This window comes from Kitasatospora sp. NPDC098663 (assembly GCF_044760075.1).
Taxonomy (GTDB): Bacteria; Actinomycetota; Actinomycetes; order Streptomycetales; family Streptomycetaceae; genus Kitasatospora.
This window is the reverse complement of sequence record NZ_JBIWAP010000045.1, coordinates 44,406-59,647: the sequence shown is the minus strand read 5'-3', so window position 1 is coordinate 59,647 and position 15,242 is coordinate 44,406. Positions and strand designations below refer to the sequence as shown.

General features: G+C 71.1%; 13 protein-coding genes and 1 tRNA gene. 7 read left to right on the top strand and 7 right to left on the bottom strand.

The features are described 5' to 3' along the window. Positions 1 to 85: 85 nt before the first annotated feature. Both ACIQVZ_RS34485 and ACIQVZ_RS34480 read left to right on the top strand, forming a co-directional pair. Complete coding sequence (locus ACIQVZ_RS34485) at positions 86 to 502, top strand: prevent-host-death protein (protein WP_350880590.1); 417 nt, start codon at positions 86 to 88, stop codon at positions 500 to 502. Beyond that, positions 499 to 924, top strand: coding sequence for a cytotoxic translational repressor of toxin-antitoxin stability system (locus ACIQVZ_RS34480; RefSeq protein WP_402455582.1), 426 nt, complete (start codon positions 499 to 501; stop codon positions 922 to 924). Before ACIQVZ_RS34485 ends, ACIQVZ_RS34480 begins: the two co-directional genes overlap by 4 nt. Before the next feature lie 92 nt (positions 925 to 1,016). On the opposite strand, the gene ACIQVZ_RS34475 is transcribed toward ACIQVZ_RS34480, so the two are convergent. Next, positions 1,017 to 2,150, bottom strand: coding sequence for a hypothetical protein (locus ACIQVZ_RS34475; protein WP_402455579.1), 1,134 nt, complete (start codon positions 2,148 to 2,150; stop codon positions 1,017 to 1,019). 19 nt (positions 2,151 to 2,169) lie between these two features. Between ACIQVZ_RS34475 and ACIQVZ_RS34470 the strand changes: the two genes are divergently transcribed. Beyond that, complete coding sequence (locus tag ACIQVZ_RS34470) at positions 2,170 to 2,313, top strand: hypothetical protein (protein ID WP_402455576.1); 144 nt, start codon at positions 2,170 to 2,172, stop codon at positions 2,311 to 2,313. 112 nt (positions 2,314 to 2,425) lie between these two features. On the opposite strand, the gene ACIQVZ_RS34465 is transcribed toward ACIQVZ_RS34470, so the two are convergent. Together ACIQVZ_RS34465 and ACIQVZ_RS34460 are read right to left on the bottom strand one after the other, a co-directional pair. Further along, positions 2,426 to 3,391: a hypothetical protein gene (locus tag ACIQVZ_RS34465; protein WP_402455573.1), complete on the bottom strand. Its 966-nt coding sequence runs from the start codon at positions 3,389 to 3,391 to the stop codon at positions 2,426 to 2,428. Continuing rightward, positions 3,388 to 3,918, bottom strand: coding sequence for a SigE family RNA polymerase sigma factor (locus ACIQVZ_RS34460; RefSeq protein WP_350880600.1), 531 nt, complete (start codon positions 3,916 to 3,918; stop codon positions 3,388 to 3,390). The genes ACIQVZ_RS34465 and ACIQVZ_RS34460 overlap by 4 nt, the downstream gene beginning before the upstream one ends. Before the next feature lie 187 nt (positions 3,919 to 4,105). On the opposite strand from ACIQVZ_RS34460, the gene hrpA reads away from it, so the two are divergent. Next, the gene (gene hrpA, locus ACIQVZ_RS34455) at positions 4,106 to 8,116 is read left to right on the top strand and encodes an ATP-dependent RNA helicase HrpA (RefSeq protein ID WP_402455569.1); all 4,011 of its coding nucleotides are present in this window, start codon (positions 4,106 to 4,108) and stop codon (positions 8,114 to 8,116) included. A 118-nt stretch (positions 8,117 to 8,234) separates the two neighbouring features. Continuing rightward, positions 8,235 to 8,308: transfer RNA gene (locus ACIQVZ_RS34450), tRNA-Asp, on the top strand. A gap of 359 nt (positions 8,309 to 8,667) precedes the next feature. On the opposite strand, the gene bldC is transcribed toward ACIQVZ_RS34450, so the two are convergent. Both bldC and ACIQVZ_RS34440 read right to left on the bottom strand, forming a co-directional pair. Beyond that, the gene (gene bldC, locus ACIQVZ_RS34445) at positions 8,668 to 8,874 is read right to left on the bottom strand and encodes a developmental transcriptional regulator BldC (RefSeq protein WP_014137253.1); all 207 of its coding nucleotides are present in this window, start codon (positions 8,872 to 8,874) and stop codon (positions 8,668 to 8,670) included. Positions 8,875 to 9,359: 485 nt separating this feature from the next. Beyond that, positions 9,360 to 10,256 (bottom strand): hypothetical protein, encoded by an 897-nt coding sequence (locus ACIQVZ_RS34440; RefSeq protein WP_402455566.1) that lies wholly within the window; start codon positions 10,254 to 10,256, stop codon positions 9,360 to 9,362. Between the two features lie 199 nt (positions 10,257 to 10,455). Here ACIQVZ_RS34440 and ACIQVZ_RS34435 point away from each other — a divergent pair, with 199 nt between their 5' ends. Beyond that, entirely contained in the window at positions 10,456 to 11,613 is a 1,158-nt protein-coding gene (locus ACIQVZ_RS34435) for a Glu/Leu/Phe/Val dehydrogenase dimerization domain-containing protein (RefSeq protein ID WP_350880607.1), read from the top strand. A gap of 416 nt (positions 11,614 to 12,029) precedes the next feature. After that, positions 12,030 to 12,287, top strand: coding sequence for a DUF3073 domain-containing protein (locus ACIQVZ_RS34430; protein WP_063348338.1), 258 nt, complete (start codon positions 12,030 to 12,032; stop codon positions 12,285 to 12,287). A 160-nt stretch (positions 12,288 to 12,447) separates the two neighbouring features. Here the strand turns inward: ACIQVZ_RS34430 and purM are convergent, their stop codons facing one another. Beyond that, entirely contained in the window at positions 12,448 to 13,533 is a 1,086-nt protein-coding gene (gene purM / locus ACIQVZ_RS34425; RefSeq protein ID WP_363581413.1) for a phosphoribosylformylglycinamidine cyclo-ligase, read from the bottom strand. Positions 13,534 to 13,612: 79 nt separating this feature from the next. Continuing rightward, positions 13,613 to 15,196, bottom strand: a complete 1,584-nt coding sequence (purF, locus tag ACIQVZ_RS34420; RefSeq protein WP_350880611.1) for an amidophosphoribosyltransferase — start codon at positions 15,194 to 15,196, stop codon at positions 13,613 to 13,615. Positions 15,197 to 15,242: the final 46 nt, after the last annotated feature.

The window sequence follows — 15,242 nt, the reverse complement described above, 5'->3', positions numbered from 1 at the left end:
CCTCACGAGCCTCCGGCGAGTACGTGACGTACTTGACGTACTTCCGCTAGAGGGCGACCCTGGTTCTCGGACGAGGAGGCTTCCCATGACAGCAGTCCACTACGAGAGCTACACCGAAGCCCGAGCCCATTTGAAGGACCTGCTGGACGCGGCGGGGCGGGGCCGTGTCGCGACCGTTCGCCGGGACACCAGGTATGCGGCGGTAGTCGACGCGGGGCGGCTGCGCCAGGCTCTCACTCTGTTGTACCCGTCCAAGGCCGAGGTGGTCGCCGAGGGCGGTGGCTGGTCGGTGTTCCTCCCCGGCCTCCCGGTCGCCGCGGACGGCGGCACGTTCGATGAGGCCATCGACGAGATGATCGACGCGCTCCGCGAGTATGCGGAGGACTGGCAGGACCGACTCCTGAGCGCTCCGAACCACCGCGACAACTGGGGCCTGGTTCAGTTGATCGGTCTCAGCGACGACGCGCAGCTCCGTGATTGGCTGCTCGGAGTGGCGAAGTGACCTGGCCTCAGCCGACACGCGAACGACACGAGCAGTTCTGCAAGGTCGAAGGCTGGGATCGCGTACGGGACGCGCGCGGCCGCACCGGCACCCACCACATCACATATGAGTTCGGGCTCCCCGATGGGCGGATCCTGCGTACTCGCGTGTCGCATCCGGTCGACCGCACCGCGTACGGCGCGAGCATGTGGGCGCACATCCTCCGCGATCAGCTGGACGTGACAGAGGATGTCTTCTGGCCGTGTGTCCTGGACGGCACGCTTCCCGGTCGAGGCGCGCCTGAGCCACCACGCGAGTCGCTTCCCGCGGATCTGGTCCACATGCTGATCAACCGCGTCGGACTCGCCGAGGACCAGGTCGCCGAGCTGAACAAGGCGCAGGCGATCGCGCGACTCCAGCAGTTCTGGACCGAGGGCCACTGACACCAACTGCTGGATCGCAGCCTCACGGGTCAGAACACCCAGGGCCCCGGTGTCTCTCGGCGAGCCCTACCCGCACGTGGGACGGACAGGCATCAGCCTCGCAGTGCCCGGTCGTCGAGGCGGCTCAGCAGGCCGGGCAGGTGCCGGTACTGCTCACGGAGCGCGGCCACTCGCTGCCGGAACTGAAGGCCGCGTCCGACGTGGTCACAGGCGTCACGGAGTTCGGCCAGGAGGGCCACGGCGACGTCGTAGCGGGCCACCTGCTTACACGCGACGTGGTCCTCGACCTCGCGCCAGATCGCTTCCTCGTCGGTAGCCAGGGCAGTCAGCTTCGTCACCCGCGCCTCGACTCGAACCCGCTCGGCGCGCTGTCGGCGTTCGCCGACTCGCGCGTGCGCCGCGTCCAGCAGTTCCGCGGCGGAGCGCTGCCCCGGCACCGTCACGGCAGACGGTTCGCCGCGCAGCCGGCGCACGAGTTCGGCTCCCAGCTGAGGCCCCTCACCCAGCGCGAGGCGCAACAGGAGGTCGTCCTTCTCCTTCTCGGGAAGCGCGGCGATCAGCGGCGCCAGCTCCTTCTTCCCGGGCCTCTTCCGAGGTGCGGGGGCGGGCGGGCTGGCCTCGGCGGCGACCGCCAGCAGATCGGCGTCGACCCGCAGGAAGTCCGCGAGCGCCCGCTGCGGTGCGGTGAGCCGGTCGAGCCCAGGCGGCACCGGGGGCTCGACCGCTGCCCGGTACTCCTCCTCGTCGTCCTCCTGGAGCGCCCAGGCGCCGATGGCCGACAGCCATGCGAGGTACAGAGCGCGGCGATCCCCGGCGGCCAGCTCGGCCCGAACCCCGGCGATGGCACCGAGCGAGTCCTCGCCGCCCTCCTGCCAGTCCCCGCTCTCGTCCTCGCTGCGCAGGTCCAGGACGAGGTGGGTCTTGGTGGTCCACGCCTCGACGCATTCGTCGAGGCGGTACGGCTCCACCGCCTGCAGCGGGAGCTGCCCCTTGGGCAGGCGCAGGATCACCTGACGGGTGCCCCAGTTGGTCAGGTGGAGGTGGGCGTCGTAGTACCGCTCCACCATCCGCCGAGGATCGCCGCGGAAATTGCCCCACTCGTATTCGTTGGTGAAGCTGGTCGCGGTGATCCGGGCCCGGGTGGACAGCGACCGCAGCTGCTCCTGCTCGTCGCTGGTCAGCGGCCGGTCGATCGCCAGGAACTCGTAGTACTGGTACTCGCTCACCACGGCGACCCTAGCGGGAATGCCGGTCCTCGATGATGGAATCCGTCAAGCCCGGAGGAGACGCTGTCACCGCCGGCGCGAGGACATCGCGTTCGGCGAGACGCTGCGCGTTCCGGAGCCCTTCGGCTTCGAGCTGGTCACCGGCGACCTGCTGCCCCACTGATCTCGGGCGGCGCCCCCTCGGGTCGGCTCGCCCGGTGGCCGGGCGGGCCGACCCGAGGGGGCGTGGGCCGGCCGCGCGGGCGGCGCCGAGACCGGCGCAGCGCCGGGCGGGTTCAGTAGGAGCGGAACCAGCTGGCGTCGGTGCCCAGCACGGCGCCGTCCGCCGCGTAGTACGTGAACGTGCGGGCCTGGGCGCCCGGCTTCTTGGCGATCGCGTACCAGCGCGTCGGGGAGTCCCCGAGGGCGACCGGCACCGACTCGCTGACGCCGCCGGTGTCCCAGGTGACCACGACCTTCGCGACCTGGGGCCGGACCCCAGCGATCACCACCGGTGAGGCGCCCAGCTCCCCGCCCTTGAACCCGAGCATCGTCCCCCCTCCGGAGGTGGCCCGATCGATGGCCGCCCCGTCCGGCGTCCCCGGGACGGGGGTGTCGTGCATCGCATCGTCGATCTGGCGCTGCCCGTCCACGGTGGCGTAGAGGTTCACCAGGTCCACGTCCGGGCGCCAGCTCCGGTCGATGTCCGCCCGGGTGGTCTCCGGCAGTTGCGGGATGGCCGCGTGCCGGTCCTCCCAGATCAGCCGGGCCTGGCGGAGGGCGTCCTCCTTGGTGGCGGCCGCCGGCCAGAACGCGGCCCACGCCTGCCACTGCCTGCCGTTCGTGGTGCCCTGACCGACCACGACCCGGACCGGGGTGAACGGATCCCGCGCGGGAGCGGTCGGTGTCGCGGCGGTGCCCGCGGTGCCCGCGGCGGCCTCGGCGGTGGTGACGGTCCGGGCGTCCGCCACCACCGCCCCCGCGTCCGCCGCGTCGCCCGGCCCCCGCCCGAGCCCGCCGAGTGCCGTCCCCCCGACGACGGCCGCCGCGACCATCACCGCCACCGCCCCGCTGGTCAGCAGCCGCCGGCGCCGCAGCCGACGCCGCCCCCCGGCGACCAGCCGGTCGTACGGGACGGCCCCGATCTCGACGCTTCCGGCCAGCTCGCCCAGGACCCGCGCCGCCGAGGCCTCGGACCCCGCCCCGGCCCTGTCCTCGCCGTCCACGTTCCCCATCGCCCCCACGTTGCCCTCGTTGCTCATCTTCCGCCTCCGATGCTCGCCAGCCCGTTGAGTGAGGAGGCCTCCCGCAGCTTGGCCAGGCCCCTGGCCGCCTGGCTCTTCACCGTCCCGACCGAGCAGCCCATCGCCGCGGCGGTCTGGGTCTCGGTGAGGTCCTCCCAGTACCGCAGCACGACGGCCTGCCGCTGCCGGGGCGGCAGCGTGCCGAGGGCCGTGAGCAGCGCCGCCCGTTCGTCCAGCCGCGCGTAGCCGTCGGGGCCCTCGGGTGCGGCCCGGTCGGGGACGGCGGTGACCAGTTCCTCGGCCGCTCGGCGGCGGAACCGCCGGGCGTGCTCGTTGATCAGGATCCGGCGCACGTAGGCGTGCGGGTCGTCGGCCGCCCGGACCCGGCCCCAGGCGACGTACGCCCGCTCCAGGGCCTGCTGGACCAGGTCCTCCGCGGTGTGCCGGTCCCCCGCGAGCAGGTACGCCGTCCTGAGCAGCCGCGTCCACGCGCTGCCGGTGAACGCGCGGAACTCCTCGTCCCTCGCGGTCTTCTGGGCTCCCATGAGCACCTCCTCAACCCCCAGAGCCCGAAACCGCCGCGAACCGTTGCCTGGCCCGGCCCGGGGCCGCCCGGCCCGGCGTCACCGGCGCCCGGGCCCGCCGTTCGCGCTCGGCCGCCGGGGGCTGTGACACTGGAGAGGCTCGAAAACCGAGGTGCGCGCCGCCGTGCCTCCTTGCGAACCTAGAGGGATGCCCGCAGTGAGTTCTCCCGCAGTCCAGTCCGCCCCCGCACCCGCCGAGGGTTCCGGTATCGGTGAGCTGGCCGCCCGCCTGCCCGAGCTGACCCTGCGCGACCAGGTGCGGATCGGGCGCCGACTGGAGGGGGCCCGTCGGGTCCGCAAGCCCGAGGCCCGGCAGAAGGTCGCCGCCCAGATCGCCGCCGACATCGACCGCGCCGAGCTGCTGGTCGAGCAGCGCAGAGGTGCCGTCCCGCCGATCAGCTATCCCGCCGAGCTGCCGGTCAGCCAGAAGAAGGACGAGATCCTGGCGGCCATCCGGGACCACCAGGTGGTGATCGTCGCGGGTGAGACCGGCTCCGGCAAGACCACCCAGATCCCGAAGATCTGTCTGGAACTGGGCCGCGGCGTGCGCGGTCTGGTCGGCCACACCCAGCCGCGCCGGATCGCCGCCCGTACGGTCGCCGAGCGGGTCGCGGAGGAGCTGCGCAGCCCGCTGGGCGAGGCGGTCGGCTGGAAGGTCCGGTTCACCGACCAGGTCGGCCAGGACACCCTGGTCAAGCTGATGACGGACGGCATCCTGCTCGCGGAGATCCAGACCGACCGCGAACTGCTCCAGTACGACACCCTGATCATCGACGAGGCGCACGAACGCAGCCTCAACATCGACTTCATCCTCGGCTACGTCAAGCAACTGCTCCCGCGCCGTCCGGACCTCAAGGTCGTGATCACCTCCGCGACCATCGACCCGCAGCGCTTCGCCCGGCACTTCAACGACGCCCCGATCATCGAGGTCTCCGGCCGCACCTACCCGGTGGAGGTCCGGTACCGCCCGGTCGTCGACGACCTGGACGAGGACGACGACGCGACGGACGCCGACCGCGACCGGGACCAGATCCAGGCGATCTGCGAAGCGGCCCAGGAACTCCAGGCCGAGGGCCCGGGCGACATCCTGGTCTTCCTCTCCGGCGAGCGCGAGATCCGCGACACCGCCGACGCCCTGGACAAGCTGAAACTCAAGTCCACCGAGATCCTGCCGCTGTACGCCCGGCTGAGCTCGGCCGAGCAGCACCGGGTGTTCCAGCGCTCCGGCAGCCGCCGGATCGTCCTCGCCACCAACGTCGCCGAGACCAGCCTCACCGTCCCCGGCATCAAGTACGTGATCGACCCGGGCACCGCCCGGATCTCCCGCTACAGCCACCGCACCAAGGTGCAGCGGCTGCCGATCGAGGCGATCAGCCAGGCCAGCGCCAACCAGCGCAAGGGCCGCTGCGGCCGCACCTCCGACGGCATCTGCATCCGGCTGTACTCGGAGGAGGACTTCCTCTCCCGCCCCGAGTTCACCGACGCCGAGATCCTGCGCACCAACCTGGCCTCGGTGATCCTGCAGATGACGGCGGCGGGCCTCGGCGACATCGCCGCCTTCCCGTTCCTGGACCCGCCGGACTCCCGCAACATCAAGGACGGCGTGCACCTGCTGCACGAGCTGGGCGCGCTGGACCCGGACGAGAAGGACCCGCGCAAGCGCCTCACCGCGCTCGGCCGCCAGCTGGCCCAGCTCCCGGTGGACCCGCGGATGGCCCGGATGGTGCTGGAGGCCGACAAGAACGGCTGCGTGCGCGACGTGATGGTGATCGCCGCGGCGCTCTCCATCCAGGACCCGCGCGAGCGCCCCGCCGAGAAGCGCCAGGCCGCCGACGAGCGGCACCGCCGGTTCAACTCGGAGACCTCCGACTTCCTGTCCTACCTGGCGATGTGGCGCTACGTCCGGGAGCAGCAGCGCGAGCTGTCCTCCTCGGCCTTCCGCCGGATGTGCAAGGCGGAGTTCCTCAACTACCTGCGGATACGGGAGTGGCAGGACATCTACACCCAGCTGCGCACGGTCGCCAAGCAGTTGGGCGTCACCATCGAGGAGCCGCACGAGGACGCCGAGCCGGACGCCGACCGGATCCACCAGTCGCTGCTGGCCGGCCTGCTCTCCCACATCGGCCTGTTCGACGTGGAGAAGCGCGAGTACGGCGGCGCGCGCGGCGCCCGGTTCGCGGTGTTCCCGGGCTCGGGCCTGTTCAAGAAGCCGCCGCGCTGGGTGATGTCGGCCGAGCTGGTGGAGACGTCCCGGCTGTGGGCGCGGATCAACGCCAAGATCGAGCCGGAGTGGGTGGAGCCGCTGGCCGGCCACCTGATCAAGCGGACGTACAGCGAGCCGCACTGGGAGAAGAAGGCCGGAGCCGTCCTGGCGTACGAGCGGGTGACGCTCTACGGGATGCCGGTCGTCACCCAGCGCAAGGTCAACTACGGCCGGATCGACCCGGAGCTGTGCCGCGAGCTGTTCATCCGCAACGCGCTGGTCGAGGGCGACTGGGAGACCCACCACCGGTTCTTCGCCGAGAACCGCAAGCTGCTCGGCGAGGTCGAGGAGCTGGAGAACCGGGCCCGGCGCCGGGACATCATGGTCGACGACCAGACCCTGTTCGAGTTCTACGACGCCCGGCTGCCGGAGGACGTGGTCTCCACCCGGCACTTCGACTCCTGGTGGAAGAAGGCCCGGCACGAGCAGCCGGACCTGCTCAACTTCGAGAAGTCGATGCTGATCAACGACTCCGCGGACGGCGTCACGGAGGCCGACTACCCGGACCACTGGCAGCAGGGCAAGCTGCGCTTCCAGCTGACCTACCAGTTCGAACCGGGCAGCGACGCGGACGGCGTGACCGTCCACATCCCGCTGCCGGTGCTCAACCAGGTCACCGCGGAGGGCTTCGACTGGCAGATCCCGGGCCTGCGGACGGAGCTGGTCACCGCGTACATCAAGTCGCTGCCGAAGGCGATCCGACGCAACTTCGTGCCGGCGCCGGACTTCGCGAAGGCGGCGCTGCGCGCGGTGAAGGACCGCCGGTCCGCAGACACGTTCGGCTCCGCCGAGGGGCTGCTGCCGTCCCTGGAGCACGCCCTCAAGCGCCTGACGGCCGTCACCGTGCCGCCGGAGGCCTGGGACGACGAGCGGGTGCCGGACCACCTCAAGGTGACCTTCCGGGTGGTGGACGGCCGCCGCAAGCTCGCCGAGTCCAAGGACCTGGAGGAGCTGCGGCTGCGGCTCAAGCCGAAGCTCAAGGAGACGCTGTCCTCGGCGGCCTCCGGCCAGGGCATCGAGCAGGGCGGGCTGACCGCCTGGCCGGGCGGCCTGCCCGTGCTCCAGCGCACCTTCGAGCAGCGCTCGCGCGGCCACTCGCTGCGCGCCTACCCGGCCCTGGTGGACGAGGGGGCGTCGGTCGGCGTGAAGCTGTTCGACACCCCGCAGGCGCAGACGCAGTCGATGTGGGAGGGCACCCGCCGGCTGCTGATGCTGACCACCACCTCCCCGGCCAAGTCGATCCAGGGCCGGCTGGGCAACCAGGCGAAGCTGGCGCTCTCGCACAACCCGCACGGCTCGGTGAACGCCCTCTTCGAGGACGTGGTGGCCTGTGCGACGGACCGGCTGATGACCCTGGCCGGCGGACCGGCCTGGGACGAGGCGGCCTTCGGCACGCTGCACGACAAGGTGCGGGCCGACCTGTACGACCTGTCCGCGGACACCACGCTGAAGACGGCCACCGCGCTGATCGCCTTCCACAAGGCCTCGACCCGGCTGAAGTCGGTGAGCAGCCCGGTGCTGCTGAACGCGGTGAACGACGTCCGGCTGCACCTGGCCTCCCTGGTGCACCCGGGCTTCGTCACGGACACCGGCTGGCAGCGGCTGCCGGACCTCAAGCGCTACCTGCTGGCGGTGGACCGCCGGCTGGAGGCGCTGCCCAACCACCCGCAGCGGGACGCCCAGCAGTTGCTGAAGGTCCAGCAGGTGCAGCGGGAGTACGGGGAGCTGCTGGCGGCGGTGCCGGCCGGGCGGCAGCCGTCCGCGGAGGTGCTGGCGATCCGCTGGATGATCGAGGAGTTGCGGGTCAGCTTCTTCGCCCAGTCGCTGGGCACGCCGAGCCCGGTGTCGGAGAAGCGGATCACCAAGGCGATGGAGGCCGCCAGGGCCACGCTCTGAGCTGGGCGGCGGCCTCCTCGGGGGCCCTCAGGTGCCAGTTCGACCTGGGGGCCCACCATGGGCTACAGTCTGTCTTGTTCGCAGCGCGGCAAGCGAGTGAACGAGATCAGAAAACTCTGGTCCCGTGGAGCAGTTGGTTAGCTCGCCACCCTGTCAAGGTGGAGGTCGCGGGTTCAAGTCCCGTCGGGATCGCCGCAGTGCGAGAGGCCCGGAACCGTCAGGTTCCGGGCCTCTCGCTTTTGGGCGTCCGGCGTCTACCCCGGACCAGGTCCAGACCACAAGTGACAGACGGTGTGACGGTCGTCACTTATCTTTTCCCGAGAACACCCCCGCACCACCCCCACCAAGACCTCACTAATTTAATATGTAAAATTGTACAGCCATTAACTGTAAATCCCCCCCGCATCATGCGCATCAAATCGTTATCCGGAGTTCAGCATTCCGTACGTTGTGCCGAGTACCCGGGCACCGCTGGCGGGCATGGCAAAGGGGCCGCTTACCGGACCCGGCGGAGTCCGGTAAGCGGCCCCTTTTAAAGAGCCTTCGGCCTATCAGGCCTCAGTGCGCTGAGCGGGAATCCCGGCCAGCAGAGCGCGCACCTCCGCCTCGCGGTAACGGCGGTGACCGCCGAGTGTGCGAATGGACGTCAGCTTGCCCGCCTTGGCCCAACGAGTGACCGTCTTCGGGTCCACGCGGAACATGGTGGCGACCTCTGCCGGCGTCAGCAGGGGCTCAGCATCAGGGGTACGAGCGGTCATGAGCGGCCTCCTCGGGAGAACCGAACCAGGGCGGTTCTATCCTTCAAATTCTGCACCTTGGCCCGCGATGCCCGAAATGGCATAGACGGGCCGAGTCGGTTATAGGACGAACGGCTTGTCCTGGTGTCTACAACTACACCATCCGTCCAGCCCTATCGACCAAACCGCCAAAATTGACCCCTCACGGGTTCAAGAGCGACGGATGGCGATGGACCACCCCATAACGGGCAGTCACGCGGCCGTGACGCCTGGTTACGAGGGGGCCAGACCCCCTGTTTCCCCGCAAAGCACGCATCGACTCCAGAACCACCCAAAAGTGGGCATGCCCGCGTGAAGTTGGGCTGGTTGTCCCATTTTTGCACATAGGGGTAAGTTCGCGTCAACGGTGAGTAGTGTCACGTTCGACAGCTATTGACCCGAACCAGGACCTTGGTCATCCAGCTCAGGCCATAGGACTCTTACAGTCATACACGGGTGGTCGGACGTCAGTTCGCGTACCGCAGCGCCAGCACCCTCCGCCAGCGCGCCGTCAGTTCCCCGTACGCGCGCAGCGCCTCCGCGGTGTCCCCCGCCCTCAGCGCGCGCAGCCCGTCCTCCAGCTCCCCCGCCGAACGGTCCGCCAACAGCCGCTCCGGCCCCAGCACATGCACCAGCCCCCCGTAGTCCAGCTCCACCAGCGAGCGCGGATGGAATTCCTCCAGCCACCGCCCGATCTGCTCCGCCCCCCGGACCAGTTCCCCGTCCGGCACCTCTTCACGCAGCGCCCGGAAGGCCCGGGCCACCCGGCGGCGCGCCTGCGCCATCGGCACCAGGTAGAACAGCGCCGCCGCCCGCCCCGGCTTGCCCCGCTCCTGCGCCGGCACGAAACAGCGGTCCTCGTCCCCGAACGGCAGGAACCAGCGCACCGGCACCTCCCACCGGCTGGTCAGGATCCACGGCCGGGCGTCCGGATGGCCGGCCCGCCAGCGCTCCCGGTCCGCCTCGGCCGCCGCCCGGGCCACCGGCGGCACCGCGGTGTCCAGCAGCGCCACCGGCGCGGCCGCCCGCAGCTCCTCCAGCGCCTGCCAGCTGCGCAGCCTGGTCGCCCACGGGCAGACGTACAGCACGCCGTCCACCACCCGCAGGTAGGCCCGCCCGCTCTCCCGCTCGGGCAGCGCCCGGGGCGTCCGGGCGGCCAGCTCCGCCAGCGCCTCCCGCTGCTCCTCCAGGACGGCCGCGGCCACCGGCTGCGCCGCCTCGACGGCGTCCGGACCGTGCTCCGCCGCGTAGGCCCGCCAGCGCACCCGCTCGGACTCCGGGTAGGCGGCCAGTGGCTCGTAGACCCGCAGGTGGGCGGCGTAGGGCGGCAGTACCGAGGTGCGCACGACGGTCACGTCCTGCATGGTCGCACGCGCCGACCGGCCCCGGGAGGGCGCGCCCCCTGGCCGTTCGCGCCCGCACCGCGCACCCCCCGGCGTCTCATCCCTCGGACCGCCGGGACAAGCTCGGACAAGAGGGCGGATCGGCGGCGCCCCCGCGACTACGCTTCGCCCTAGGCGCCCGCACCACAGCAGGCGGGCCTTCGATACTGGAGTCACCACAGTGACCGACGTACAGACATCCGCCACGCACCCCGCACCCGGAGTGCTCAGCAGGATCTTCCGCACCGAGCAGGACGGCGCCCCCGGCGACGGCCACGAGCAGGTCGTCCTCTGCCACGACCGCAGCTCCGGGCTCAAGGCGATCATCGCCATCCACTCCACCGCGCTGGGCCCGGCCCTCGGCGGCACCCGCTTCTTCCCGTACGCCTCCGAGGAGGCGGCCCTGGAGGACGCGCTCAACCTGTCCCGCGGCATGTCCTACAAGAACGCGCTGGCCGGGCTCGACCTCGGCGGCGGCAAGGCCGTCATCATCGGCGACCCCAACAAGGACAAGAACGAGGCGATGCTCCGCGCCTACGGCCGCTTCGTGGAGTCCCTGCGCGGCCGCTACATCACCGCCTGCGACGTGGGCACCTACGTGCAGGACATGGACGTCATCGCGCGCGAGACGCAGTTCGTGACGGGCCGCTCGCCCGAGCACGGCGGCGCCGGCGACTCGTCCATCCTGACCGCCTTCGGCGTCTTCCAGGGCATGCGCGCCACCGCCCAGGCCCGCTGGGGCCAGCCGACCCTGCGCGGCAAGCGGGTCGGCGTCGCGGGCGTCGGCAAGGTCGGCCACTACCTGGTCGGCCACCTCGTCGCGGACGGCGCCACCGTCGTCATCACCGACGTCTCCGAGACCGCCCTGAACCGCGTCCGCGCGGCCCACCCGGAGGTGGAGGTCGTCGCCGACACCGCCGCCCTGCTGCAGGCCCGGCTGGACGTCTACGCCCCCTGCGCCCTGGGCGGCGCGCTGACCGACGACACGGTGGCCGCGCTCGGCGAGTCCGGCACCACGATCGTCTGCGGCGCGGCCAACAACCAGCTGGCCCACCCGGGCGTCGAGAAGGATCTCGCGGACCGCGGCATCCTCTACGCGCCGGACTACCTGGTGAACTCCGGCGGCGTGATCCAGGTCGCCGACGAGATCGAGGGCTTCAACTTCGACCGGGCCAAGAACAAGGCCACCAGGATCTTCGACACCACCCTGGAGATCTTCACCCGGGCCGCCTCCGACGGCGTCCCGCCGGCGGTCGCCGCCGACCGCCTGGCCGAGAAGCGGATGCGCGAGATCAGCGCGCTGCGCACGGTCCTGCTGCCGGGTGCCCGCCGGGCCTGATCCGGCGCCCCCGGAACCCCGGACGCGCGGGGGGCGGCCGCACCCCTGTGACCCGCCCCCGGGCGGAAGGGGCCCAGCCGTCCCCCGCGCATCACGATGTGGAACCGGATTCTCACTTCTGCGCCCGATCGGGTGATCCAAGGTCCCCCTTGGGGGGATAATCGGTCCTGGAACGACGGACCTGAGACACCTCCGGACAGCGCGCAAACCGCCGCAAAACCTCCCCTGACCTGGGAAGACCTGGTCTCGGGTGCGGTCGGTGCGCGCCACGTCACACCGACGACGTACCGTCCAGCGGCGGAAACAGGTACCGTTAATGCTCCAAGGGACGGTCCTCCCATTCGGGCAGGCCGGTCCTGATCATGAACACGTGTCAGACTCGGGGCCGTGAGCCCCATCGTTGAGGGGGTCGACCCATGGGGCGCGGCCGGGCCAAGGCCAAGCAGACGAAGGTCGCCCGCGAGCTGAAGTACAACAGCGGCGGGTTTGACGCTAACCGTCTGTCCAACGAGCTGGGCGCATCGCCGTCCACCGCTCCGATCGACCCGGAGCCGATCGAGGAGGAGGAGGACGACGACCCGTATGCCGAGTACGCCGCCCGCTATGCCGACCTCGACGACGAGGACGACACCGAGCCGGGCACCGGGCCGTCGCAGGCCTCTCGCCGCTCGTAGCCAGTAGTTTCGCCGACCGGCCCAGCGCCCAGCGCGCCAGGCCGGTCTTCGGCGTTCCCGCGTACCGGATGGCGTACCGGGTGGTCGCCGCCCCCGGCTGGCAGGACGCGGAAGGGCCCCTCCGGTGCGCCGGAGGGGCCCTCTCGTCGTCCCGCCGGGCTCAGCCCGCGGTGAAGCCCTCGTAGGCGTTGTAGAGCGCCGCGCCGGCCTCGTGCTCGCCGGTGCGCTCGACGATGTCGCCGAGCAGCCAGGCCTCGACGCCGCGGTCCTCCAGGATCGCCAGCACGGCGTCCACCGAGGACGGCGGGACGACCGCGACCATGCCGACACCCATGTTGAGCGTCTTCTCGATCTCCAGGGTGGCCACCTTGCCGACCTGGGCGACGGTCTGGAAGACCGGCAGCGGAGTCCAGGTGCCGCGGTCCAGGCGGGCGTGCAGGCCCTCCGGGACGACCCGGGCCAGGTTGGCCGCCAGGCCGCCGCCGGTGACGTGCGAGAAGGCGTGGATCTCGGTGGCGCGGGTGAGCGCCAGGCAGTCCAGCGAGTAGATCCGGGTCGGCTCCAGCAGCTCCTCGCCGAGCGTGCGGCCGAACTCCTCGACCTTGCGGTCCAGCTTCCAGCCGGCCTCGTTCAGCAGCACGTGGCGCACCAGCGAGTAGCCGTTGGAGTGCAGGCCCGAGGCCGCCATCGCGATCACCACGTCGCCGGCCCGCACGCGGTCGGCGCCGAGCAGCGCGTCCGCCTCGACCACGCCGGTGCCGGCGCCCGCGACGTCGTACTCGTCCGGGCCGAGCAGGCCCGGGTGCTCGGCGGTCTCGCCGCCGACCAGGGCGCAGCCGGCCAGCGCGCAGCCCTCGGCGATGCCCTTGACGATCGCGGCGACCCGCTCCGGCACGACCTTGCCGACGCAGATGTAGTCGGTCATGAACAGCGGCTCGGCGCCGCACACGACCAGGTCGTCGACGACCATGCCGACCAGGTCGTGGCCGATGGTGTCGTGCTTGTCCATGGCGGCCGCGATGGCCACCTTGGTCCCCACGCCGTCGGTGGCCGAAGCCAGCAGCGGCCGCTCGTAGCGCTTGAAGGCGGACGCGTCGAAGAGGCCGGCGAAGCCGCCGAGACCGCCGACCACCTCGGGGCGGTTCGCCTTCTTCACCCACTGCTTCATGAGCTCGACGGCGCGGTCGCCCGCCTCGATGTCGACGCCGGCTGCGGCGTAGGTGGCGCCGTTCTGGTTGCTGGTCACTACGGTGCGGCCCTCTCGGGTCTGGTGGGGGATGGAACAGCGGTGGGGCCCCGTTTCGCGGGACCCCACCGTGGATTCGTTACGGGCGGCGCAGCGCGTCGGCCGCGCCGGCCCCGCCGAGCAGCGACTGGACGCCGTCCAGGTCGCTGCCGCTGGTCGGCTTGCCGCGCACGGCCGGCGGCTGCTGGCTGCCCTTGATCTCGGCCTCCAGCAGGAGCTTGCCGAGCAGTGCCGGGTCCGGCAGCTCCATCGGGTACTCGCCGTCGAAGCAGGCCCGGCAGAGCCTGTCCTTGGGCTGCTTGGTGGCCTCGATCATGCCGTCGATCGAGATGTAGGAGAGCGAGTCCGCACCGAGCGTGCGGCCGATCTCCTCGACGGTCATCCCGTTGGCGATCAGCTCCGCGCGGGTGGCGAAGTCGATGCCGAAGAAGCACGGCCACTTCACCGGCGGCGAGGAGATCCGGATGTGCACCTCGGCGGCGCCGGCCTCGCGCAGCATCCGCACCAGCGCGCGCTGGGTGTTGCCGCGGACGATCGAGTCGTCGACGACCACCAGGCGCTTGCCCGCGATGACCTCGCGCAGCGGGTTGAGCTTGAGCCGGATGCCGAGCTGACGGATGGTCTGGCTGGGCTGGATGAAGGTGCGGCCCACGTAGGCGTTCTTCACCAGGCCGGAGCCGTACGGGATGCCGCTGGCCTCGGCGTAGCCGATCGCGGCGGGGGTGCCCGATTCCGGCGTCGCTATCACCAGGTCGGCCTCGACGGGCGCCTCCTTCGCCAGGCGGCGGCCCATCTCCACGCGGGAGAGGTGCACGTTGCGCCCGGCGATGCTGGTGTCGGGGCGGGCCAGGTAGACGTACTCGAACACGCAGCCCTTGGGCTTCGCCTCGGCGAAGCGGGAGCTGCGCATGCCGTTCTCGTCGACGGCGATCAGCTCGCCGGGCTCGACCTCGCGGATGAAGGAGGCGCCGCAGATGTCCAGCGCCGCCGTCTCGGAGGCGACCACCCAGCCGCGCTCCAGCCGACCGAGCACCAGCGGGCGGATGCCCTGCGGGTCGCGGGCGGCGTAGAGGGTGTGCTCGTCCATGAAGACGAGCGAGAACGCGCCCTTGACCTTGGGCAGCACGACCTTGGCCGTCTCCTCGATGGAGAGGTCCGGGTGGCCGGCGAGCAGCGCGGTCACCAGGTCGGTGTCGTTGGTCGCGGCGCTCCGCCCGGAGCGGGAGACGTGCTCCTCACCGGGCAGTTCGGCGACCATCGCCGCCAGTTCGGCGGTGTTCACCAGGTTTCCGTTGTGCCCGAGGGCCAGCGAACCGTGCACGGTCGCGCGGAAGGTCGGCTGGGCGTTCTCCCAGACCGAGGACCCGGTGGTCGAGTAGCGGGCGTGTCCGACGGCGATATGCCCGTGCAACGACCCCAGGGAGGCCTCGTCGAAGACCTGGGACACGAGCCCCATGTCCTTGAAGACGAGAATCTGGGAGCCGTTGCTCACTGCGATGCCCGCGGATTCCTGACCGCGGTGCTGCAGGGCGTAAAGGCCGAAGAACGTGAGCTTGGCGACCTCCTCGCCGGGAGCCCAGACACCGAAGACGCCGCAAGCGTCCTGGGGGCCTTTCTCACCGGGAAGAAGATCGTGGTTGAGTCTTCCGTCACCACGTGGCACGTCTTCGAGTCTAGGGCAGCGGGCACGGGCTTCCGGAACCCGGGCG